This is a genomic window from Paracoccus marinus (genome assembly GCF_007018965.1).
Taxonomy (GTDB): domain Bacteria; phylum Pseudomonadota; class Alphaproteobacteria; order Rhodobacterales; family Rhodobacteraceae; genus Paracoccus; species Paracoccus marinus.
On record NZ_VJYZ01000015.1, the window covers coordinates 76,564 to 97,431 of the forward strand.

General features: G+C 70.1%; 19 protein-coding genes. 8 read left to right on the plus strand and 11 right to left on the minus strand.

Annotation, left to right across the window (positions count from 1 at the left end; genetic code table 11):
* Positions 1-24: 24 nt before the first annotated feature.
* The 9 genes from FNF32_RS08640 to FNF32_RS08680 all read right to left on the minus strand — a co-directional run bounded on the left by FNF32_RS08640 (position 25) and on the right by FNF32_RS08680 (position 9,050).
* Complete coding sequence (locus FNF32_RS08640; protein ID WP_131673503.1) at positions 25-1,956, minus strand: acetyl-CoA carboxylase biotin carboxylase subunit; 1,932 nt, start codon at positions 1,954-1,956, stop codon at positions 25-27.
* Between the two features lie 4 nt (positions 1,957-1,960).
* The gene (locus tag FNF32_RS08645; protein ID WP_131673504.1) at positions 1,961-2,383 is read right to left on the minus strand and encodes an ASCH domain-containing protein; all 423 of its coding nucleotides are present in this window, start codon (positions 2,381-2,383) and stop codon (positions 1,961-1,963) included.
* On the minus strand, positions 2,383-2,763 hold the full coding sequence (locus FNF32_RS08650) for a RidA family protein (protein ID WP_131673505.1): 381 nt from the start codon (positions 2,761-2,763) through the stop codon (positions 2,383-2,385). The genes FNF32_RS08645 and FNF32_RS08650 overlap by 1 nt, the downstream gene beginning before the upstream one ends.
* 5 nt (positions 2,764-2,768) lie before the next feature.
* Positions 2,769-4,373 carry a carboxyl transferase domain-containing protein gene (locus tag FNF32_RS08655; RefSeq protein WP_131673506.1) on the minus strand — a complete coding sequence of 535 codons (1,605 nt, stop codon included), beginning with the start codon at positions 4,371-4,373 and terminating at the stop codon, positions 2,769-2,771.
* A complete protein-coding gene (locus FNF32_RS08660; RefSeq protein ID WP_131673507.1) occupies positions 4,370-5,977 on the minus strand; it encodes an AMP-binding protein in 1,608 nt (535 codons plus the stop codon). Before FNF32_RS08660 ends, FNF32_RS08655 begins: the two co-directional genes overlap by 4 nt.
* Complete coding sequence (locus tag FNF32_RS08665) at positions 5,977-6,489, minus strand: lysozyme inhibitor LprI family protein (RefSeq protein WP_185961904.1); 513 nt, start codon at positions 6,487-6,489, stop codon at positions 5,977-5,979. Before FNF32_RS08665 ends, FNF32_RS08660 begins: the two co-directional genes overlap by 1 nt.
* A gap of 77 nt (positions 6,490-6,566) precedes the next feature.
* On the minus strand, positions 6,567-7,031 hold the full coding sequence (locus tag FNF32_RS08670) for a lysozyme inhibitor LprI family protein (protein ID WP_131673509.1): 465 nt from the start codon (positions 7,029-7,031) through the stop codon (positions 6,567-6,569).
* Positions 7,032-7,079: 48 nt separating this feature from the next.
* Positions 7,080-8,240 (minus strand): isovaleryl-CoA dehydrogenase, encoded by a 1,161-nt coding sequence (locus FNF32_RS08675; RefSeq protein WP_131673510.1) that lies wholly within the window; start codon positions 8,238-8,240, stop codon positions 7,080-7,082.
* Positions 8,241-8,306: 66 nt separating this feature from the next.
* Positions 8,307-9,050: an alpha/beta hydrolase gene (locus tag FNF32_RS08680; RefSeq protein ID WP_131673511.1), complete on the minus strand. Its 744-nt coding sequence runs from the start codon at positions 9,048-9,050 to the stop codon at positions 8,307-8,309.
* Between the two features lie 198 nt (positions 9,051-9,248).
* Here FNF32_RS08680 and thrS point away from each other — a divergent pair, with 198 nt between their 5' ends.
* The 4 genes from thrS to FNF32_RS08700 all read left to right on the plus strand — a co-directional run bounded on the left by thrS (position 9,249) and on the right by FNF32_RS08700 (position 14,921).
* A complete protein-coding gene (gene thrS / locus FNF32_RS08685; protein ID WP_131673512.1) occupies positions 9,249-11,195 on the plus strand; it encodes a threonine--tRNA ligase in 1,947 nt (648 codons plus the stop codon).
* Between the two features lie 231 nt (positions 11,196-11,426).
* Positions 11,427-11,633, plus strand: a complete 207-nt coding sequence (locus FNF32_RS08690; RefSeq protein WP_131673513.1) for a cold-shock protein — start codon at positions 11,427-11,429, stop codon at positions 11,631-11,633.
* 269 nt (positions 11,634-11,902) lie between these two features.
* Positions 11,903-12,568: a DsbA family oxidoreductase gene (locus tag FNF32_RS08695; protein WP_131673514.1), complete on the plus strand. Its 666-nt coding sequence runs from the start codon at positions 11,903-11,905 to the stop codon at positions 12,566-12,568.
* An 82-nt stretch (positions 12,569-12,650) separates the two neighbouring features.
* Entirely contained in the window at positions 12,651-14,921 is a 2,271-nt protein-coding gene (locus FNF32_RS08700) for an adenosylcobalamin-dependent ribonucleoside-diphosphate reductase (protein WP_131673515.1), read from the plus strand.
* A gap of 12 nt (positions 14,922-14,933) precedes the next feature.
* Here the strand turns inward: FNF32_RS08700 and FNF32_RS08705 are convergent, their stop codons facing one another.
* Complete coding sequence (locus tag FNF32_RS08705; RefSeq protein ID WP_131673516.1) at positions 14,934-15,800, minus strand: LysR substrate-binding domain-containing protein; 867 nt, start codon at positions 15,798-15,800, stop codon at positions 14,934-14,936.
* Positions 15,801-15,906: 106 nt separating this feature from the next.
* On the opposite strand from FNF32_RS08705, the gene bla reads away from it, so the two are divergent.
* From bla to FNF32_RS08720, 3 genes are all read left to right on the plus strand, one after another.
* Positions 15,907-16,776, plus strand: a complete 870-nt coding sequence (bla, locus tag FNF32_RS08710; RefSeq protein WP_131673517.1) for a class A beta-lactamase — start codon at positions 15,907-15,909, stop codon at positions 16,774-16,776.
* Positions 16,777-16,811: 35 nt separating this feature from the next.
* Complete coding sequence (locus FNF32_RS15605) at positions 16,812-17,951, plus strand: lysozyme family protein (RefSeq protein ID WP_246087752.1); 1,140 nt, start codon at positions 16,812-16,814, stop codon at positions 17,949-17,951.
* A 138-nt stretch (positions 17,952-18,089) separates the two neighbouring features.
* Complete coding sequence (locus FNF32_RS08720; RefSeq protein ID WP_131673518.1) at positions 18,090-19,082, plus strand: glycosyltransferase family 8 protein; 993 nt, start codon at positions 18,090-18,092, stop codon at positions 19,080-19,082.
* Here FNF32_RS08720 and FNF32_RS08725 read toward each other — a convergent pair.
* A complete protein-coding gene (locus FNF32_RS08725) occupies positions 19,079-19,645 on the minus strand; it encodes a gamma-glutamylcyclotransferase (RefSeq protein ID WP_131673519.1) in 567 nt (188 codons plus the stop codon). The two genes, FNF32_RS08720 and FNF32_RS08725, sit on opposite strands and share 4 nt — an antisense overlap.
* Positions 19,646-19,745: 100 nt before the next feature.
* Here FNF32_RS08725 and FNF32_RS08730 point away from each other — a divergent pair, with 100 nt between their 5' ends.
* Positions 19,746-20,816, plus strand: coding sequence for a DUF2125 domain-containing protein (locus FNF32_RS08730; protein ID WP_185961905.1), 1,071 nt, complete (start codon positions 19,746-19,748; stop codon positions 20,814-20,816).
* The last annotated feature ends 52 nt before the right edge of the window (positions 20,817-20,868 follow it).

A 20,868-nucleotide genomic window follows, 5' to 3' on the forward strand; every position in this document is an offset into this window, starting at 1 on the left:
CTTTCCCTTTGCGATATGCCGATGTCAGGCGGCGGCTTCGTCGTCGTCAAGCCGGATCAGCGCCGCCCCCGCCTCGACCTGCTCGCCCGCCTGCGCCAGCACCTCGGCCACGGTGCCGTCGCGGGCGGCGGTGAGCGTGTGTTCCATCTTCATCGCTTCCAGGATCGCGAGCCGGTCGCCCGCGGCCACCGCCTGTCCGGGCGTGACGAACACCGCCTTGACCAGCCCCGGCATGGGCGAAAGCGTCAGCCCGCCGCCTGCGGCTTCCGTCTGCCGGTCCAGCGGGTCGTGCGGCACCAGCGTCAGGCTGCGGCCGCCGAAGACGCTGACGCCCGCTTCGTGGGTCACGATGCGAGAGCGGCGGGGCGTCCCGTTCACCCACCAGCGGCCGCCCTGCCACAAAACATCGTGCGGGGTCCCGTCCAGCGTGACCCGCGCCTCGCCGGGGCCCAGCACCTCGACCACGCCCTCGCCGCCTTCCCAGGTCACAGTGCGCCTGAGCGGCGACCACAACGTGACGCCGCCGCGCACCGTAGGGTCGTGCAGCCCGGCGACGCCGAGCACCGCCAGCGCGCGCGTTTCCGGCTCGGCCTCGGCCTCGCTCAGCAGCGCATCCATGTCGCGGGCGATCAGGCCGGTATCGACCTCGCCCCGGCGAAAGCCCTCGTGCCGGGTCAGCGCGATCAGGAAGTCGATGTTGGTGACCGTGCACGCGACCTCGGTGTCGACCAGCGCGGATTCCAGCTTGCCCAGGGCGATGGCGCGGGTCGTGCCCCAGGTGACGACCTTGGCGATCATCGGGTCGTACCACGGGCTGATCGCGTCGCCCTGCCGGACGCCGGTCTCGTTCCGCGCCTCGTCCGCGAACTTCAGGTGCGCGAGGCGGCCGGTGGCGGGCAGGAAGCCCGCGGGCACGTCCTCGGCGTAAAGCCGGGCCTCGAAGGAATGACCGTTGATCGTCAGATCGTCCTGCGCGGCCGGCAGCGGCTCGCCCGAGGCGACGCGTAGTTGCCATTCGACCAGATCGACGCCGGTGATCGCCTCGGTGACGGGGTGTTCCACCTGAAGGCGGGTGTTCATTTCCATGAACCAGAACCCGTCGGGGCGCAGCCCGCGGGAGCCGTCGACGATGAACTCGATCGTGCCCGCGCCCGCGTAGCCGATGGCCTGCGCGGCCCGCACGGCGGCGGCACCCATCGCGGCGCGCACCTCCGGCGTCATGCCGGGGGCCGGGGCTTCCTCGATCACCTTCTGGTGGCGGCGCTGCAGCGAACAGTCGCGCTCGAACAGGTGGACCGCGTTCGTGCCGTCGCCGAACACCTGCATCTCGATGTGGCGCGGCGCGGTCACGTATTTCTCGATCAGGACGGCGGGGTTGCCGAACGCCGTCTGCGCCTCGCCCTGGGCCGAGGCGAGGGCGTCGGCAAAGTCGCCCGGCCGCTCGACCAGCCGCATCCCCTTGCCGCCGCCCCCCGCGACGGCCTTGATCAGGACGGGATAGCCGATCTCGTCGGCGCGGGCGCGCAGAAACGCGCCGTCCTGATCCTCGCCGTGATAGCCCGGAACGACGGGCACGCCCGCCTTTTCCATCAGCGCCTTGGCCGCGTCCTTGAGGCCCATCGCCCGGATCGCGTCGGCGGACGGGCCGATGAACACCAGCCCCGCCGCCGTGACCGCATCCACGAAACCGGGGTTCTCCGACAGGAAGCCGTAGCCCGGATGGATCGCCTGCGCGCCGGTATCCAGCGCGGCCTGGATGATGGCGTCGCCGCGCAGGTAGCTGTCCTTTGGCGCGGGCCCGCCGATATGGACCGCCTCGTCGGCCATCGCGACGTGCCGCGCGGCCCGGTCGGCGTCGGAATAGACCGCGACGGTGCGCACCCCCAGCTTGCGGCAGGTGTCGATGACGCGGCAGGCGATCTCGCCCCGGTTGGCGATCAGGATCTTGCTGAACATGGGCTTAACCTTTCAAGTCATCTGCCGTGGCGATCAGCTCGAACCGCTCGCACACCACCTTCATCGCCGGATCGAACCCGCAGGTGCGGGCGAAGAACGCCTCGTGCGCGGCGCGCCATTGCGCATGGTCGCCCTCGCCTTCGGCCAGCGCGAAATCCTCGGACACCTCGTCGAAGCGCAGCACCTCGGCGTGGGTCACGCGATAGGCGAGCGCGGGGCGGCCGTCCCAGTCGTCGGCGATGCAGATATCGCCGCGTCGCGGAACCGGGTCGCCGTCCGGGTCGAAGGCGCCGCAGGTGGCGGTCTTGCGGCCGGTGCGGATCAGGTCCAGCAGATGCGCGGAGAGTTCCGGCCCGTCGCCGAACCCGGTGCGGTCTGCATCAGGGAAGCGTGCGGTCAGTTCCTGGGGGTGGATGTCCGAGGTCATCACGCGGCCACCGCCTCGATTTCCAGCAGCCACGCGGGATCGAAGATGCCGGCGATGACGACCGTCACCGCACAGGAATGATCGCCGATATATGCTGTGCGGGCGGCTCGGTTCTCATCCGCGTAGCTGCGGTCGGCCAGATAGACGGTGACCTTTTGCAGGTCCCGTCTCGTCATGCCTGCAGCACGCAACTGCGCGTCGAGATTTGCCCAGGCTTGCCTTGCCTGCGAGGCGAACCCGTCCGGCACCCTGTTCTCGGCATCAAGGGGGACCTGCCCGCTGACCAGCAGCCACTGCGAGGCACCCACCAGATGAACGGCCTCTGCCCCGCCGCCCGAAGGGGACGGAGCATCCGGCGCGTTGATGATGCGTCTTTCCATCGCCGTCACATCCTGAAGATGCCGAAGCGCGTCGGCTCGATGGGCGCGTTCAGGCTTGCCCGCAGCGACAGCGACAGGATGTCGCGCGTCTTGCGCGGATCGACGATCCCGTCGTCCCACAGCCGGGCCGAGGCGTAGAGCGGGTGGGACTGCCGCTCGAACATCTCGATCGTGGGGCGCTTGAACTCGGTCTCCTCCTCGGCAGACCAGCTGCCGCCCTTGCGCTCGATCCCCTCGCGCCGGACGGTGGCCAGCACGCCGGCCGCCTGCTCGCCGCCCATGACGCTGATGCGGCTGTTGGGCCAGGTCCACAGGAAGCGCGGCGAATAGGCGCGCCCCGACATGCCGTAGTTGCCCGCGCCGAACGACCCGCCGACCAGCATCGTGATCTTGGGCACGCTGGTCGTGGCCACCGCCGTCACCATCTTGGCGCCGTGGCGGGCGATCCCCTCGTTCTCGTATTTCCGGCCGACCATGAAGCCGGTGATGTTCTGCAGGAACACCAGCGGAATGTTGCGCTGGCTGCACAGTTCGATGAAATGCGCGCCCTTGACCGCGGCCTCGCTGAACAGCACGCCGTTGTTGGCGACGATGCCGACCGGGCAGCCCTCGACATGGGCGAACCCCGTGACCAGCGTCTCGCCAAAGCGGGCCTTGAACTCGTCGAAGCGCGAGCCGTCCACGACGCGGGCGATCACCTCGCGGATGTCGTAGGGGGTGCGGAGGTCGGCGGGCACGACGCCCAGGATCTCCTCGGGGTCGTAAAGCGGCGCTTCGGGCGATTGCCACGTCACCGTCTGCGGCAGGCGGCGGTTGAGATTGCCGACCGCGCGGCGGGCGAGCGCCAGCGCGTGGGCGTCGTCTTCGGCCAGGTAGTCGGCAACGCCGGACAGCCGCGTGTGCACGTCGCCGCCGCCGAGGTCCTCGGCGCTGACGACCTCTCCGGTTGCGGCCTTCACCAGCGGCGGTCCGGCTAGGAAGATCGTGCCCTGGTCGCGGACGATGATCGTCACGTCCGACATCGCGGGCACGTAGGCGCCGCCCGCGGTGCAGGACCCCATCACAACGGCGATCTGCGGGATCCCCTTGGCGCTCATCCGCGCCTGGTTGTAGAAGATGCGGCCGAAGTGGTCGCGGTCGGGGAACACCTCGTCCTGATTGGGCAGGTTCGCCCCGCCGGAATCGACCAGATAGACGCAGGGCAGCGCGCATTCCTCGGCGATCTCCTGCGCGCGCAGGTGCTTCTTGACGGTCAGCGGATAGTAGGTGCCGCCCTTCACGGTGGCGTCGTTGGCGACGACCATCACGTCCTGCCCGTTGACGCGGCCCACGCCCGCGATCACGCCCGCGCCGGGCGCCGCGCCGTCATACATGCCGTGCGCGGCGGTGACGCCGATCTCCAGAAACGCCGAGCCGGGGTCGAGAAGGTTCGCGACCCGTTCGCGCGGCGGCATCTTGCCGCGGCTGACATGGCGGGCGACCGCCTCGGGTCCGCCGCCCCGGATCGAGGCGTCGGCGGCCTGCCGGACGGTGTCGAGCATCCCCAGATGCGCCTCGCGGTTCTGGCGGAAGGCGTCGGACGAGGGCAGCGCGGTGGTGCGGAGTTTCATGCGGCAGGCTCCGGTAAGGGCGTGTCGTTGGAAGGGGCGGCGTCCGTGGCCGCGAGCTTGCGAAGTTCGCGCCGCATGACCTTGCCCGTGACGGTCATCGGCAGGGCGGTCAGGAACACGACCTCGCGCGGGTAGCTGTGCGCGGCGCAGCGGGTGCGGGCGTGGTCTTGAAGTTCCTTGGCGAGCGCGGCGCTGGCGGCGAAGCCGTCACGCAGCACCACGTAGGCCACGACGATCTCGGTCCGCAGGGGATCGGGCTTGCCGATGACGCCTGCGGCGGCGACGGCGGGGTGGCGGATCAGCGCGTCCTCGATCTCGGACGGGCCAATGCGGTAGCCGGCGGACGTGATCACGTCGTCGTCGCGGCCGACGAAGCGGATGTGGCCGTCCTCGATCACGCCGCGGTCGCCGGTCACGAGCCAGTCGCCGCGAAACTTTTCCGCCGTGGCGTCGGGCCGGTTCCAGTAGCCCAGAAACATCGACGCCGCGCCCCCGCCTGCCCCGTGACGGCGAATGGCGATGTCGCCTTCGGCCTCGGTCGGCTGGCCGTCCTCGTCGATCACCGCCACGTCGAACCCCGGCACGGCGCGGCCGATGCAGCCCGGGCGCGCGGGGAACATGGTCGAGGCGGAGGACGCCACCATGTTGCATTCGGTCTGGCCATAAAACTCGTTGATGGTCACGCCAAGCGCCCGCCTGCCCCAGTCGAGCATCTCGGCCCCCAGCGTCTCGCCGCCCGACGCGACCGAGCGCAGCCCCGGCAGCGTCGCGTCAGAGGCCCTCAGCATCCTGAGCGCGGTCGGCGGCAGGAACACCGAGGTGACGCCGCAGTCCGCGACCAGCTTGCGCGCCGCATCCACGTCGAACCTGGGCAGCCGCGCCGCGACCACCGGAACGCCCAAGGCGAGGCCCGGCATCGCCACGTCCAGCAGCCCGCCGATCCACGCCCAGTCGGCGGGCGTCCACAGCACGTCGCGGCCGGGCGTCAGCAGGTCGTGGCTCATTTCCACCCCCGGTAGGTGGCCGGTGAGCACCCGGTGGGCGTGCAGCGCCCCCTTGGGCGCGCCGGTCGTGCCCGAGGTGTAGATCATCACCGCCGGATCGTCCGGCCCGGTGTCGGCGGTCGGGAAGGTGCCCGCATGCGGCAGGTCGTCCTCTTCCGGGACGATCACGCGCAGGTCGAAGGAGGCAAGCATCGCGCGCCCCTCGGGGTCGGTCACGACGGTGCGGATGCCGGCGTCGTCCAGCCGCAGCCGCAGCGCGTCCACCCCGAACAGCTTGAACAGCGGGACCGAGATCGCACCCGCCTTCCAGATCGCGACATGCGCGGCGGCGGTCCACGCGGATTGCGTCCGCAGCACCCCGACGCGGTCGCCGCGCGCGGCGCCCAGCGCGTGGGCAAGGCGGTCGGCGCGCGCGCTAAGTTCGCCGTAGCTGATCGCGCGAGGCCCCGCCCCGTCATGTTCGACGATCGCCGTCCGGCCCGGTTCGCACCGGGCCCAGTCGCCCACGACCTGCTCGGCCATGTTCAGGCGCGCGGGCAGGTTCCAGCGAAAGCCGCGCCGCAGCACCTCGTAGTCGGAACCGGCGAGCGTCGGCTGCATCAGTTCCGATCCGCGATGTAGCCGTCGAGGATCAGCGACTGCCGCGCCGTCTCGCGCACGAGGCAAATGGGCTCGGCGGTCTCCCCCCCGGTGCCGTGGCCGTTGGTGATCCTGTCATAGCTGCACAGCGCGTCGCGGAACGCGATCCACGCCCGCTCGGCCTGCCGCAGCGCCTCGGCGCGTTCGGCGGCGCGCCCCTGCTCGATCGCCATCAGCCTGTCGTAGCGATCAGTCAGGCGGCCTTCCCAGTAGTCGCGCTCGGCGCCGAGGCACGGCATCTCGCCGTGGACCTCGCCCACGTCCTTGTAGGTGGCCTTCAGCTTTGCAACGCACGCATCGCGGGTAGTGCCGACGCAGGACATCGCCGATTGCCCGCCCCCTGTCTGGGCGATGCAGGCGTCAAGCGCGGGCGCATCGATGTCGGCCTGATCGGCGGGCATCGCGCCGACCGGCGCGGCCGCCAGCGGGACTGCGAGGCAGATCGCGAGAAGCTTCGGGCGGGCGCTCGTCATCGCAAACCGTTGGTTGCCGGGTGCACGGACCCAACCGATCCGCGCCCCTGCCCATGCCATGACGATGCGCCCCGCGCTCAACGGACGCTGCCTTCCTGCTGGTATCCGCGCAGGTCCAGCGCGCGGCGTGCCGTGTTCGTCATCTTGCATGCGCCGCCCACCGATCCGGCCACCGTCCCGCCTTCATACGCGCCCGCCTCATAGGCGCAGGCGGCATCGACAAAGGCGATCCACGAACGCTGGACGGCTTGCAGGTTATCCGCGCGCTTCCCCGGCTCGGCCGTCAGCTCCTTGTAGGCGTCGTTCAGAAGCCCGTCCCATTGCGCCGTTTCGGCGGCGATGCACGTGCTCATCCCGATGGTGGTGTCGCCGCCGGGCGTCGCCATGCAGGCGGTCGAGGCGCGGCCGATACAGACGTCGCCCGCCTCGGCGTTCTCGGCGAGGCACGCGGTCAGCAGGGCGTCATCGTGGACAGGCTCGGCCGTCTGGGCCGATGCGGGCACGGCCAGCAGCGCGAGCGCGGCGATCAGGATACTACGCATGGTTCACTCCAGTATTACGCGGTGCCGCCGGTCCCATCGTCGCGCATCTCAGTCAAGCGCCATCAACTCGCGGCCAATCAGCATCCGCCGGATCTCGCTGGTGCCGGCGCCGATCTCCATCAGCTTGGCGTCGCGGAAGAGGCGCGAAACGACCGAGTCGTTCAGGAACCCCGCGCCGCCCAGCGCCTGCACCGCCTGGTGCGCCTGCACCATCGCCTGCTCGCTGGCGTAAAGCACCGCCCCCGCCGCGTCCTGCCGCGTGACGCGGCCCGCGTCGCAGGCCCGCGCGACCTCGTAGACATAGGCGCGCGCGGTGTTCAGCGCGACGTACATGTCGGCGATCTTGCCCTGCATCAGCTGGAAGTTCCCGATCGGCTGACCGAACTGCTTGCGCTCGCGGACATAGGGCATGACCTCGTCAAGGCAGGCGGCCATGATCCCCGTGCCGATGCCCGACAGGACCAGCCGTTCATAATCGAGGCCGGACATCAGCACGCGCACGCCCTTGCCTTCGGCGCCCAGGACGTTCTCGAACGAGATCTCGGCGTTGTCGAATACCAGCTCGCCCGTGTTCGACCCGCGCATCCCCAGCTTGTCGAAGTGCGGCCCCTGGGTGAACCCCTTGGTGCCCTTTTCGACGATGAAGGCGGTCATGCCCTTGCTGCCCGCCTCGGGGTCGGTCTTGGCATAGACGATCAGCGTGTCCGCGTCGGGGCCGTTGGTGATCCAGTACTTGGAGCCGTTGAGGACATAGTAGCCGTTCCGCTTGTCCGCCCGCAGCTTCATGCCGACGACGTCGGACCCCGCCCCCTCCTCGGACATGGCCAGCGCCCCGACATGCTCGCCGGAACACAGCTTCGGCAGGTATTTCCGCTTCTGCTCGTCCGAGCCGTTCAGCTTCAGCTGGTTGACGCACAGGTTGGAATGCGCCCCGTAGGACAGGCTGATGCTGGCCGAGGCGCGGGCGATTTCCTCGACGGCGATGGTGTGGGCCAGGTAACCCATCCCCGATCCGCCGTATTCCTCGGCGACGGTGATGCCCAGCAGGCCCAGGTCACCCATCTCGCGCCACAGGGGGGCGGGAAACTCGTTCGATCCGTCGACCTGCGCCGCAATCGGCTTGATCCGGTCCTGCGCCCAGCGGTGCACGGTCTCGCGCAGCGCGTTCACATCCTCGCCCAGGTCGAATTCCATGCCTCGGGTGAACATCCGCCAACCCCTCCCCCGGTTATTGAACGATCGTTCAGTTAACTATGCGGCAGAGCCGCGCGGGGGTCAAGCTTCCTGCCCGACGATCTCGGCGACGGCGGAAAGCATCAGCGCCAGCTGAGGCGGCGCGGAAAAGCGGTGGTCGGCGTCGCGCATCAGCGTCAGGCGGATGTCCGGCCCGGTCGCGTGATCCAGCAGCCGCAGCGCCTCGGACATGGGCACGTCCACGTCGGCGGTGCCCTGCAGCATCCTGACCGGCATCGGCAGGGTCAGCGGCTCGTTGAAAACGAGGTTCCGGGCGCCCTGATCGAACAGCCGCCGCGAAAAGACATAGTCGCCGCCTTCGTAGTCCGACGGACGCGTCACGACGCCCTTGTCCGCCAGATCGGCCCTTTCGGCGTCCGAGAACCCGGCCTCCATCCGCCGGGTGAAGTCCGGCGCGGCGGCGATCGTCACCAGCCCGGCGACGCGGTCCGGGCGCGCGCGGGCCAGCAGGAACGACAGCCACCCGCCAAGGGACGATCCGACCAGCACGTGCCGCCCCGGCGCAAGCGCGTCGATAATGTCCGCGGCATCCTCGACCCAGTCGGAAATCCCGAACTCCTCGACCGCGCCGTCGCTGTCGCCATGCCCCGACAGGTCGAACGCAAGCATCGCCCGCCCCTCGGCGCGGCACCAATCCGCCAGCGCGGCGACCTTGGTTCCCTTCCGGTCCGACCGGAACCCGTGCAGGAACACGACCGCCGGCCCCGCGCCTTCGATCAGGTCATAGGCCAGCCGCCGTCCCGCCGCCGTGGTATGAAGCATCATCAGCCCCCATTCTTCTTTGCTCAAGTATCCCACGGGGGTCCGGGGGCGTGAAGCCCCCGGCGAAGCGGGGCAAGTGGCGTCCGCGCCGGTCCATCGGGCCAGTCCATCGCATTGACACCGCCGCCCCTTCGCGCCACAGGACGAAAACATACCCGCAACCGGGCGTTCCGTGGGCGCCAAACCGATTGGGAGGACGCGATGTCCCAGATTTCCCTGACCTTTCCCGATGGCGCAAGCCGCGACTACCCCGCCGGCGTGACCGCGGCCGAGGTCGCGGCCTCGATCGCCCCCAGTCTCGCCAAGAACGCGATCAGCGCGACGCTGGACGGCAACCATATCGACCTTGCCTGGCCGATCGCCGCCTCGGGGCAGCTCTCCATCAACACCATGAAGGACGCAGAGCCCGCGCTGGAACTGATCCGGCACGACTTCGCGCATGTCATGGCCCGCGCGGTACAGGAGCTCTGGCCCGACGTGAAGGTCACGATCGGCCCGGTCCGCGACTACGGCTGGTTCTACGACTTCGACCGCGCCGAGCCCTTCACGCCCGAGGACCTGGGCGCGATCGAGGCGAAGATGCACCAGATCATCGCCGCCCGCGATCCCGTCCGCACCGAGGTCTGGGACCGCGCCCGCGCCGTCGCCTACTACAAGGACCGCGGCGAGCCGTTCAAGGTCGAGCTGATCGACCGCATTCCGGAAGGGCAGGACCTGCGGATGTACTGGCACGGCGACTGGCAGGACCTGTGCCGCGGCCCGCATCTGCAATCGACGGGCCAGCTGCCCGCCGACGCCTTCAAGCTGACCCATGTCGCCGGCGCCTACTGGCTGGGCGACAGCACGCGCCCCATGCTGCAGCGCATCTACGGCGTGGCGTTCCGCAACCGCGACGAACTCAAGGCCCACATGACCATGCTGGAGGAGGCCGCGAAACGCGACCACCGCAAGCTCGGCCGCGAGATGGACCTGTTCCACATGCAGGAAGAGGCGCCGGGCCAGATCTTCTGGCACCCGAACGGCTGGACGATCTACACCACGCTGCAGGACTACATGCGCCGCCAGCAGCGCCGCGGCGGCTATGTCGAGGTGAACACGCCGCAGGTCGTCAGCCGCAAGCTGTGGGAACAGTCGGGCCACTGGGAGAACTACCAGGAGAACATGTTCATCGTCGAAGTGGACGAGGATCATGCCCGCGAAAAGACGGTCAACGCGCTTAAACCCATGAACTGCCCCTGCCACGTGCAGGTGTTCAACGTCGGCCTGAAATCCTACCGCGACCTGCCGCTGCGCATGGCCGAGTTCGGGTCGTGCAACCGCTACGAGCCGTCGGGCGCGCTGCACGGGATCATGCGCGTTCGCGGCTTCACGCAGGACGACGCGCATATCTTCTGCACCTTCGACCAGATCGAGGAAGAATCGCGCCGCTTCATCGGGTTCCTGTCGCAGATCTATGCCGACCTGGGCTTCACCGACTGGCGCATCAAGCTGTCCACGCGTCCCGAAAAACGCGTCGGAACCGAGGAAAGCTGGGACCGGATGGAGGCTGCGCTTGCCGACGCCGTGACGAGCGCCGGTTACAGCTATGAAATCTTTCCCGGCGAGGGCGCCTTTTACGCCCCCAAGCTCGAGTTCGTGCTGACCGACGCGATTGGCCGCGACTGGCAGTGCGGCACGCTGCAGGTGGACCCCAACTTGCCCGAGCGGCTGGGCGCCGAATACGTGGGCGAGGATGGGCAGAAGCACCGCCCGATCATGCTGCACCGCGCGGTGCTGGGCAGCTTCGAGCGCTTCATCGGCATGCTGATCGAGAACTTCGCGGGCAAGCTGCCGCTCTGGCTCGCGCCCCGGCAGGTGGTGGTGGCCTCGATCGTGTCGGATGCCGATCCTTACGTCCACGAGGTCGTGGCGGCGCTGACCGCGGCGGGCATCCGCGCCGAGGCGGACACGCGGAACGAAAAGATCAACTACAAGGTCCGCGAGCATTCGCTGGGCAAGGTCCCGGTCATCATGGCGATCGGGCAAAAGGAAGTGGCCGAGCGCACCGTGTCGATCCGACGCCTCGACCAGCAGGGATCGCGAACCGAAACGCTGGACGACGCCATCGCGGCGCTGGCGGCCGAGGCGACCCCGCCCGATCAGCGCTGACGGGCGCGCCGGACGACCTGCGAGCACGCGCCCGGCAGTTTTCTGCCGGGCATCCGGCGCTGGTCGCGCAACCGTGATGCAGGGGCTTGCGTTTTGCAGCGAATCGGGCATCGTTGACGATGCGTGAGCATGACTTTCTACCGCCTCCCTTCACGGGGCAGCCGGACTGCGAAAGGGCTGCACGGCTCGGAACGGCAATCTCGCCGCCGGGATTACGAAGGAGACAAGGTCATGGCGACCGGCACGGTTAAATGGTTCAACGGCACCAAGGGTTTCGGCTTCATCGCACCCGATGATGGCGGCAAGGACGTGTTCGTCCACATCTCGGCGGTCGAGCGTGCCGGCCTTACCGGCCTGAACGACAACCAGAAAGTGGAATACGAGCTGCAGTCCGGCCGCGACGGCCGCGCTTCTGCCGCGAACCTCCGCCTGCTCTGAACCCCGGCTCCGACCCGGCTTTCCCGGCCGCCCCGACAGGGCGCGGCCGGAGGTGCCGGCGGGACAGGATGCGAACGGCCCGCCACCCGCGCGGGCCGTTCCCGTTTCGGGGCCCCCGCCCCTTGCCCGTTTCCGGGCTCCCGCCCCTTGCCCGTTTCCGGGCCCCGCCCCTTGCGGCGCGTATGCAAAGCCCGCATCTCGGGATCGAACGACGCCCGACAGCCGCCCGCCCACAGCCGCCCACAGCCGCCCCAGCCCTTGGAACCCAGATGACCGTCACCCTCGACATCTTCGCCGATCCCGTGTGCCCGTGGTGCCTAATCGGCAAGGCGGAACTGGACCGGGCGCTGGAAAGCCGCCCCGACCACCCGTTCGACGTGACCTGGCGCCCGTTCCGGCTGAACCCCGACATGCCGCGGTCGGGGATGGCGCACACCGCCTACATGCTGGCGCGGTTCAAGGACGACAAGGGCATCATTGCCGCCAACCGCCCCGTGCTGGAAGCGGCCGAGCGGCTGGGCCTGTGGCTGAACATGGCCGCGATCGACCGCATCCCCGACACCACCGACGCGCACCGCCTGCTGCACTGGGCGCGGATCGAGGGCGCGCAGACCCGCGTCATGTCGGGTCTGATGACCGCGCACTGGCGCGAGGGCCGCAACATCGGCCGCGCCGACGTGCTGGCGCAGATCGCGGACGCGGCCGGCATGGACGGCATGATGGTCGAGCGCCTGCTGGCCACCGACGCCGACCGCGACGAGGTGATCGAGGCTGAAACCCACGCCCGCCAGCGCGGCGTGACCTCAGTCCCGACCTTCATCGTGGGCAACACCCATGTCGTGCCCGGCGCGCAGCCCGCGACCCTGTGGCAGCAGGTCATGGACGAACTGGCCGGCCAGTGCGGCACCGACCCGACGACTGATGCCGACGACTGATCCCGCTTATCCGCTTGCCCGAACCCGCGCCGTGCGGCATTCACCCCCTCTTTGCCCGCAGACCGCTTCGAGGATCCCCGACATGACCCGTTTCGCCGCCCCCATCGCCGAGCAGATCTGGGACATGAAGTACCGCCTGAAGGACGCGGACGGAACGCCCGTGGACGGCACCGTCGAGGACAGCTGGCGCCGCGTCGCCCGCGATCTCGCCAGCGTCGAGGCCGATCCGGCGATATGGGAGGAGCGCTTCTACGCCGCACTCGAGGATTTCCGCTTCCTCCCCGCCGGGCGCATCCTCGCGGGCGCGGGCACCGGGCGCAGCGTGACGCTGTTCAACTGCTTCGTGATGGGCACGATCCCCGACAGCATGGGCGGCATCTTCGAGATGCTGAAGGAAGCCGCGCTGACCATGCAGCAGGGCGGCGGCATCGGCTACGACTTCTCGACCATCCGCCCGCGCGGGGCCGAGGTGAAGGGCGTCGCCGCCGACGCATCCGGCCCGCTGTCGTTCATGGACGTCTGGGACGCGATGTGTCGCACGATCATGTCGGCGGGGTCGCGCCGGGGCGCCATGATGGCCACGATGCGCTGCGATCACCCAGACATCGAGGCGTTCATCAAGGCCAAGCAGGACAGCGCCCGGCTGCGGATGTTCAACCTGTCCGTCCTCGTCACCGACCCGTTCATGGAGGCGGTTCAGGCCGACGCCGCCTGGGACCTGCAGTTCGGCGGCCGGGTCTATCACACCGTGCAGGCGCGCGAGCTGTGGAACCGGATCATGCGCGCGACCTATGACTATGCCGAGCCGGGCGTGATCTTCATCGACCGCATCAACGCCGACAACAACCTGCACTACGCCGAGCAGATCAGCGCCACCAACCCCTGCGGCGAGCAGCCCCTGCCCCCCTACGGCGCCTGCCTGCTGGGGTCGATCAACCTCGCGAAGCTAGTGCTGGACCCGTTCACCGACAGAGCGCGGCTGGACGAGGCGGCGCTGGACGAACTGGTCGCGACCGCCGTTCGGATGATGGACAACGTCGTCGACGCGTCCAGATTTCCGCTTGAGGCGCAGGCGCGCGAGGCGGCGGCCAAGCGCCGGATCGGCCTGGGCGTCACCGGGCTCGCCGACGCGCTGCTGATGGTCGGCCTGCGCTACGGCGCCCCCGACGCGGTCAAGGCGACGCGCGCGTGGATGAAGCGGATCGCGCGCGCGGCCTACCTGACCTCGGCGGGCCTTGCGCGCGAGAAGGGCGCTTTCCCGCTGTTCGATGCCGATGCCTATCTCGCCTCGGGCTTCATGCGGCGGATGGACGACGACGTGCGCGAGGCGGTCCGCACCCACGGCATCCGCAACGCTCTGCTGACCTCGATCGCGCCGACCGGGACGATCAGCCTTTACGCGGGCAACGTCAGTTCGGGGATCGAGCCGGTCTTCGCCTATGCCTACAAGCGCAAGGTCCTGCAAAAGGACGGCACCCGGACCGAGGAAGAGGTCGTCGATCACGCCGTCCAGATGTGGCGCGGCATAAACGGCGACGCACCCCTGCCCGCGCATTTCGTGGACGCGCAGACCCTGCCGCCGCTGGACCACGTGGCGATGCAGGCGGCGGCGCAGGAATGGGTGGATTCGTCCATCTCCAAGACCATCAACTGCCCCGAGGACATCGACTTCGACGCCTTTCAGGACGTCTACCTGCAAGCCTGGCACCTCGGCTGCAAGGGCTGCACCACCTACCGCCCGAACGAGGTGACGGGCAGCGTCCTGTCGGTCAGCGACGCGGCCACGCCGCAGCCGGCGCCGGCGGCCGGCGCGGGCTACCTTACCGAGCCGCTGGACCGCCCGGCGGCGCTGGAAGGCGCGACCTACAAGCTGAAGTTCCCGGGCAGCGAGCACGCGATCTATATCACCATCAACGACGTGGTGATGGACGGCGCGCGGCGTCCGTTCGAGATCTTCATCAACTCGAAGAACATGGAGCATTACGCCTGGACGCTGGCCCTCACCCGCATGATCTCGGCCGTGTTCCGGCGCGGCGGCGACGTGAGCTTCGTGGTCGAAGAGTTGAAGGCCGTGTTCGACCCGCGCGGCGGGGCATGGATGGAGGGGCGCTACGTGCCGTCCATCCTCGCGGCGATCGGCGGCGTGATCGAGCGGCACATGGTCGCGACGGGATCGCTTGCGGGCGAGGGGTTGGGGCTGAAATCGGACCCGCAGGCCGAGGTGACGGAACTGGGGGCCGCTGCGGCCGCACGCCCGCGCGGACCCACCTGCCCCGCCTGCGGCAGCACCGCCGTCCGCAAGGTGGAAAACTGCCTGACCTGCATGGATTGCGGCAACTCGAAGTGCGGCTGAGGCATCGCCGCTTCAGCCCGCCAGTTCCGCCCGCATCCATTCAAGCAGCGACGCCGTGCCCGGCGTCATCCGGCGATCCCCGGGCACCGTGAGCCAATAGCTGCCCAGCGTGACCGCCTGGGCGAACGGCCGGACCAGCCGCCCGGCATCCAGCGCCTGCCCGAACATCGGCAGCGGCAGCAGCGCCACGCCGTGCCCGCCCGCCGCAAGGTCGGCCAGCGCGACCGAGCTGTCCAGCACCGGGCCGGTTAAGGGCGGGCAGGCCGCGCCCGCCTCGGCGAACCAGCGCGGCCATTCGTCGGCGCGGTAGCTTCTGAGCAGCAGGTGGTCGCGCAGGTCGGCCGGGTCGCGCAGCGCAAGCCCAGGCGCGCACAGCGGCGTCATGGGCGCCGCCAGCAACTCCACCGCCTCGAGCCCCGGCCACCGCCCCGCCCCGAACCGGATCGCGGCGTCCAGACCCTCGCGCGCGATCTCGACCCGGTTGTTGTGGGTCGAAAGCCGTAGGGTGATTCCGGGATGGCTGTGGCTGAAATCGCCCAGGCGCGGGATCAGCCAGCCGGTCGCAAAGGTGGTGACGACGCCCAGGTTCAGGACCTCGGCCCGCTGCCCGCCCGACAGCCGGTCGAGCGCGCGGGCGATTCCGTCAAGGCCGCGCTCGACCGCCGGGAACATCGCCTGGCCCGCGTCGGTCAGGACGAGGCCGCCGGGCGTCCTGAGAAACAGCGCCACCCCCAGCAGATCCTCCAGCCGGGCGATCTGGTGGCTGACGGCGGCCTGCGTCACCCGCAGCTCGATCGCGGCGCGAATGAAGCTGCCTTGGCGGGCGGCGACTTCAAAGGCACGCAGCCCGTTCAGCGGCAGGTCGGGACGATCCGGCATGAGAAGAACTTATCGCAAGGTCGAGATTTTGTCGCCTGCAACAGGCGTCGCGGCCTGAATAGCCTTGGTTGCACGACTTTTCATCATGGCCAAAAGGAATACGCCCATGTTTCTCACCCGCGCCGCGCTTGCGCTTTCCCTCGCCCTCACACCCCTTCCCGCGCTCGCGCAGTCCGCGGCCGACGACCTTCGCACAACGATCAGCGGATGGGAGCAGCGGCTGGAGGGCCGCATCGGCGTCGCCGTCCACGACAGCGGCGCGGGCACGCGGTGGGGCTACCGACAGGATGAACGGTTCCTGATGAACAGCACCGTCAAGGTCCCGCTTTGCGCCGCGGTGCTCGCGCGGGTCGAGGGCGGCGATCTGGCGCTGGACGAGATACTGGCGGTGACGCAGGACGACATCGTCACCCACGCGCCGGTCACGGAACGGCATGTCGGCGGCGGCATGACCATCGCCGACCTCTGCCTCGCCACCATCGACCAAAGCGACAACACCGCCGCGAATTTGTTGTTCGAGCGGCTGGGGGGTCCGTCCGAGGTGACGAAGTTCCTGCGCGGGATCGGCGACGAGGTGTCGCGGTCGGACCGGCTGGAGCCTGCGCTGAACGTGCTGGCCAAGGGCGACGACCGCGACACCACGACCCCCGCCGCGATGGCGAACACGCTTGAGGTGCTGCTGACCGGCGACGCGCTGCCCCCCGCCGCGCGGGCGCAGCTTGCCGACTGGATGCGGCCGGGCGGGGTCACCGGGGCGCTGCTGCGGCCATCGGTTCCGGCGGGCTGGGACGTGGCCGACAAGTCGGGATCGGGCGACAACAGCCGCACGCTCTCCGCGATGGTGACGCCGCCGGGCGGCGCGCCGGTGTTCATCTCGATCTCGGTCTCGGACACGACCGCCGACATGAGCGCGCGGAACGCGGCGGTGGCCGACATCGGCGGCGCGGTGATGAAGATGGTGACGGCCCGCCCTTAACCGCGCGTTAGGCGGAAGGGTGTAGGCAGGGCGTCATGTCGCGCCCTGTCCTGTCCCTTCTGCTGATGCTGCTGGCGCTGATCGCGCCGGCGGGGGCGCGTGCGGCCGCGGCGGCGGGCGACAATCGGGCCGAAGCCTATGCCGCGGTCTGCGAACAGGCCGCCTTGCAGGCCGCCGCCGAAAGCGGGGTGCCGCCCGACATCCTGACGGCGCTCACGCTGACCGAAACCGGCCGCAAGCTGAACGGCCGCCTGCGCCCATGGGCGTGGAGCGTCAATGCCGAAGGCACGGGCAGCTGGCACGACGATCCCCAGTCGCTTCTGGCGTTCGCCGAGGAACGGGTGCGGCAGGGACGAACGAACATGGACCTCGGCTGCTTCCAGATCAATTATCGCTGGCACGGGCAGCATTTCGCGTCGGTGGCCGACATGCTGGACCCGCTGTCGAACGCCCGCTACGCGGCGCGGTTCGTGCGCGAACTGTATCAGGACACCGGCGACTGGCGGGCCGCGGCGGGCGCGTTCCACTCCCGAACCCCGCACTACGCGTCGAGGTATCTGTCCCGGTTCGACCAGCTGCGGGCGATGGTCAACGAGCGTGGGCTGCCGCAGGCGGGGCCGCATCAGGCCGTGCAGGTCGCGGGCCTGGCGCCCACGCGCACCCGCCCTCGCGGAACTCGCGCGGCGCCGGACCTGTGGCGGTCGGACATGGCGCACGGAATCTCGGTTCGTGCGGGCGTTGGGACCGGGCGGCGGGTCGCGGCGGTCGATCCCGACATCGCCGCGCTTGACCGGTTCGTCGCGCAGGCGAACGGCACCTCGGTCGATGCGCTGCTGGACAGCGGTGCGGCCGCGGGGCCCGTCAGCGACATGGCGGACGGGTGGACCGGACAGACCCCCGCCGACCTGCCCGATGATCTGCGAATGGACCAATCGCCACAGCCCGACCTCCCCTCGGACCTGCCGCCCGGCCTTCTGCTGGGCGCGCCGGTCGGCACGATGGCGCAGGGCGGCGGATCGCTCGCGGCGCTGGCGCAGGGCAACCCGGCGCTTCTGGGCGATGCCCGCGCCCCGATCCTGCCGGGCGGCGCGCAGGCCCTGCCCGGCCTGCCGGACGCCCGCAACGGACCGCCTGCGTCCAATTCGTCGCTGTGGCAGATGGCGGCACTGGAATGACGAAACGACCGGCGCACCGATGCCCCCACCGCGCGGAACATTGCCTTGCGGACCCCGCGCCTTCGGCGCTAGGCGGGTCGGGATGCGCCCTGCCCGTCCCCGGCGGGCGCGCGCCCCGATCCAGTCAGGGAGCCGCCGATGCCCGCAACCGCCGACCCCGACTTCACGCCCGGCTTTTCGCCGCGCCACGACTGCGCCGTGATCCTTGCCTGCGACGCGGCCTACCTGCCCTATGCGGCGGTCCCGGCGCTCCAGCTTGCCGCCCTGCCCGACCGCCGCTTCGACGTGCTGATCGGATCGCCGCAGCGGGTCGACCTGCCCGCATCGCTTGCAGGCGCGGGGATCGCCGCCTTCGGCGCGGTGGACCCGGACCTTGCCGGATCGCTGCCCGGCGACGCCCGCCGCTCGCTCGCGACCTATGTCGACGTGTTCGCGGCGCGGGCGCTTGCTGGGGTCTATCGCCGCATCCTCGTCATGGATGCCGACGTGGTCATCGACACGGCGCTGTCGCCCGATCCGGCCCGGCTGATGGCGGCCGACATGGCGGGCCATGCGTTCGCAGCCGTGCGCGACAACCGGCAGTGGCGCAATCCCGGCAAGCTCGCGCCCGAGTTCAAGACGATGCGCTGGCCGTCCGCCCCCTATTTCAACGCGGGCGTGGTGATGGCCGACCCGGCGGCGTGGATTGCCCAAGGGATGCCGGCCCACGCGGCGGCGTTCGCCCGCAGCGACCTCGCCCGGCTGGGGCGCGACCAGGCGCTGCTGAACGGCATCCTGCGCGGAAACTGGGCCGAGATGAGCCCGCTCTGGAACTGGCAGTTCACCTGGGCGTCATCGCATTTGCTAGGGATGGCCGATCCCTTCATCATCCATTTCATCGGCCCGACGAAACCTTGGCTCGCGCAGTCCGCATCCGTGGTGCCGACGCGTTACCGCGAGCTTTACGCGCGTCTCGCGCCGGATATCCGCCCGGCCGACCTGCCCGCGGGGCTCGACCGACGCCACTGGCCCGCGGCGCGCGCGTTGCGGCGCGCGCTCGGTCGGCAGTGGCGGGCGGCAGGGCCGATGCTGGACTACCTGAACCGCTTTCCCGACCCCTATGCGCTGCTCGACCCGCGCCGCGTGGGTTAAGGATCCCGCGCGGGCGGCGCGCCATCGGCGGGCGCGATCAGGCCGCGCACCCGGGCCGCAAGCTCGGTCAGGGCAGGGTCGGGCAGGCCCAGCTCATCGAGATGGGCTACGGTGTTGAACAGGTAATCAGCGTTCGGCCCCCGCAGGCCCCGCGCGGCGGCGATGATCCGCGCCTGCTCGGCCCCGCTCAGCCCGCCCGCATACTGCCAATGATCGTGCCGCATCACATAGGCCAGCGCCGCGACGCGCCGCCCGTCGGCAAGGGTCAGCGTCAACTCGGCCTCGCGGTAGGCTTCGGTGACCAACTCGCGCTTTCTGATCTCGGCCAGCGCCTCGGGCCAGTCGCCGGGGTCGAAGCGCAGCGCGACGCCGCTGCAGGCGCCCCCATCGCAGGGATCGAGGCCCAGCACCAGACCCGGCGCCTCGACCGAGCCGCGATACTGGATCGAGCGCATGCAGAAGCTGCGGGCGTAGCCGTCGGCCCGCGCGACCACGGTTTCGGCGACAGGCACCTGCGGGTCCCACATCAGCGACCCGTAGGCGAAGATCCAGTGTTCGGGCATGGCTTGTCCTTTGACCGTCCCGCAGGTTACGCGAAAGCGCGCGGCGATGCCAAGCGGCAGACGACAGGCGGCGCGGCCGCGGCAGGCGAAGGGAAATAGGATGCGTGTCTTTCTGGTTCTGCTGGCGGTCGTCGCGGCGCTTCTGGGCATGGCGTGGCTTGGGGGCGAGACGCTGCTGGCCCGCCGCGCGGCGACCTTCATCGCAAGCGACCCTTTGATCGACGCCCGCGCGGTGACGCCGTTGCGGCAGATCGACCGGATCGGGCTGGGGCTGACCGACGCCTCGGTCGCGACTGCGGCGGGCACGGCGCAGTTCCCGGCCCTGGCGCTTTGGGCCGAGCCGTCGCGGCCGAACCGCTTTCACGCCACCCTGCCGCCCACGATGACGCTGCCGGTCGCCGGCCGCATGCAAGAGGTCGCGGCGACGAACGCGGACCTGTCCGCGCGCCTGTCGCCCCTGCATTCGATGGCCCTGACCGGGGCCGCGGTGAAAAGCGGGCCGGTCACGATCTCGGGCGCGCCCGCCCTGGCCGGCATCGACGTGACCACCGAGTTGGTGAAGCTGGGCAACCAGGCGCCGCGGGCGGCGCGCAGCGCCTATGCGGTGACTGCGGACGTCAGCGGGCTGATGCCCGGCGCGTTCGCGGCCGGTGTCGCCCCGGATGGCGGGGCGGTGCTGGCGCAGCCGGTCGGCGCCAGGGGCGTGGCGCGGGTCTATCTGGACCGGGCCTTCGTGCCCGGTGCGACGGAGCCGCCGCAGTTGCAGGGGCTGCAATCGGACGGGCTGACGCTGACGCTTGGCGACCTGTCGGCGCGCGTCTTGGGGCGGGTCGAGCGGGACGAGGCCGGGTTCGCGTCGGGCACGATCTACGTCTACACCGCCGATGCCCGCGCGTTTCTTGATGCGGCGGCCGCGGCGGGGCTGTTGCCGGCGGGCGCCGTGCCGCTGGCCAACACGATGCTCACCAACCTCGCCGACCAGCCCGGGGCCGAGGCCATGCCCCCTGCCGACACACGCACCAGCCGCGCGTCCGAACAGATCCAGGTCCAGACCCGGCCCGCAGGCCCGCCGGAGCCGCAACCCGGCGAGCTGCGCCTGCCGGTCGAGTTCAGGAACGGCAAGGCGAGCGTCGGCGGCTTGCCGATCGGGAACGCGCCCCGGCTGGGCTGATCCTGCGGGGTGCGTCCGTTCGACCGTTTGCCCCGGCTTGGCGCCGACCGGG

Excerpts from the sequence above, each read along its gene's own strand:
- FNF32_RS08665 (WP_185961904.1), bottom strand. The coding sequence starts at position 6,489 with ATGACGAGCGCCCGCCCGAAGCTTCTCGCGATCTGCCTCGCAGTCCCG.
- FNF32_RS08725 (WP_131673519.1), bottom strand. The coding sequence starts at position 19,645 with ATGCCCGAACACTGGATCTTCGCCTACGGGTCGCTGATGTGGGACCCG.
- FNF32_RS08680 (WP_131673511.1), bottom strand. The coding sequence starts at position 9,050 with ATGATGCTTCATACCACGGCGGCGGGACGGCGGCTGGCCTATGACCTG.
- FNF32_RS08730 (WP_185961905.1), top strand. The coding sequence starts at position 19,746 with ATGCGTGTCTTTCTGGTTCTGCTGGCGGTCGTCGCGGCGCTTCTGGGC.
- FNF32_RS08700 (WP_131673515.1), top strand. The coding sequence starts at position 12,651 with ATGACCCGTTTCGCCGCCCCCATCGCCGAGCAGATCTGGGACATGAAG.
- FNF32_RS15605 (WP_246087752.1), top strand. The coding sequence starts at position 16,812 with ATGTCGCGCCCTGTCCTGTCCCTTCTGCTGATGCTGCTGGCGCTGATC.
- FNF32_RS08695 (WP_131673514.1), top strand. The coding sequence starts at position 11,903 with ATGACCGTCACCCTCGACATCTTCGCCGATCCCGTGTGCCCGTGGTGC.
- FNF32_RS08640 (WP_131673503.1), bottom strand. The coding sequence starts at position 1,956 with ATGTTCAGCAAGATCCTGATCGCCAACCGGGGCGAGATCGCCTGCCGC.
- FNF32_RS08655 (WP_131673506.1), bottom strand. The coding sequence starts at position 4,373 with ATGAAACTCCGCACCACCGCGCTGCCCTCGTCCGACGCCTTCCGCCAG.
- FNF32_RS08675 (WP_131673510.1), bottom strand. The coding sequence starts at position 8,240 with ATGTTCACCCGAGGCATGGAATTCGACCTGGGCGAGGATGTGAACGCG.
- FNF32_RS08670 (WP_131673509.1), bottom strand. The coding sequence starts at position 7,031 with ATGCGTAGTATCCTGATCGCCGCGCTCGCGCTGCTGGCCGTGCCCGCA.
- FNF32_RS08660 (WP_131673507.1), bottom strand. The coding sequence starts at position 5,977 with ATGCAGCCGACGCTCGCCGGTTCCGACTACGAGGTGCTGCGGCGCGGC.
- bla (WP_131673517.1), top strand. The coding sequence starts at position 15,907 with ATGTTTCTCACCCGCGCCGCGCTTGCGCTTTCCCTCGCCCTCACACCC.
- FNF32_RS08690 (WP_131673513.1), top strand. The coding sequence starts at position 11,427 with ATGGCGACCGGCACGGTTAAATGGTTCAACGGCACCAAGGGTTTCGGC.
- FNF32_RS08645 (WP_131673504.1), bottom strand. The coding sequence starts at position 2,383 with ATGACCTCGGACATCCACCCCCAGGAACTGACCGCACGCTTCCCTGAT.
- FNF32_RS08650 (WP_131673505.1), bottom strand. The coding sequence starts at position 2,763 with ATGGAAAGACGCATCATCAACGCGCCGGATGCTCCGTCCCCTTCGGGC.
- FNF32_RS08705 (WP_131673516.1), bottom strand. The coding sequence starts at position 15,800 with ATGCCGGATCGTCCCGACCTGCCGCTGAACGGGCTGCGTGCCTTTGAA.
- FNF32_RS08720 (WP_131673518.1), top strand. The coding sequence starts at position 18,090 with ATGCCCGCAACCGCCGACCCCGACTTCACGCCCGGCTTTTCGCCGCGC.
- thrS (WP_131673512.1), top strand. The coding sequence starts at position 9,249 with ATGTCCCAGATTTCCCTGACCTTTCCCGATGGCGCAAGCCGCGACTAC.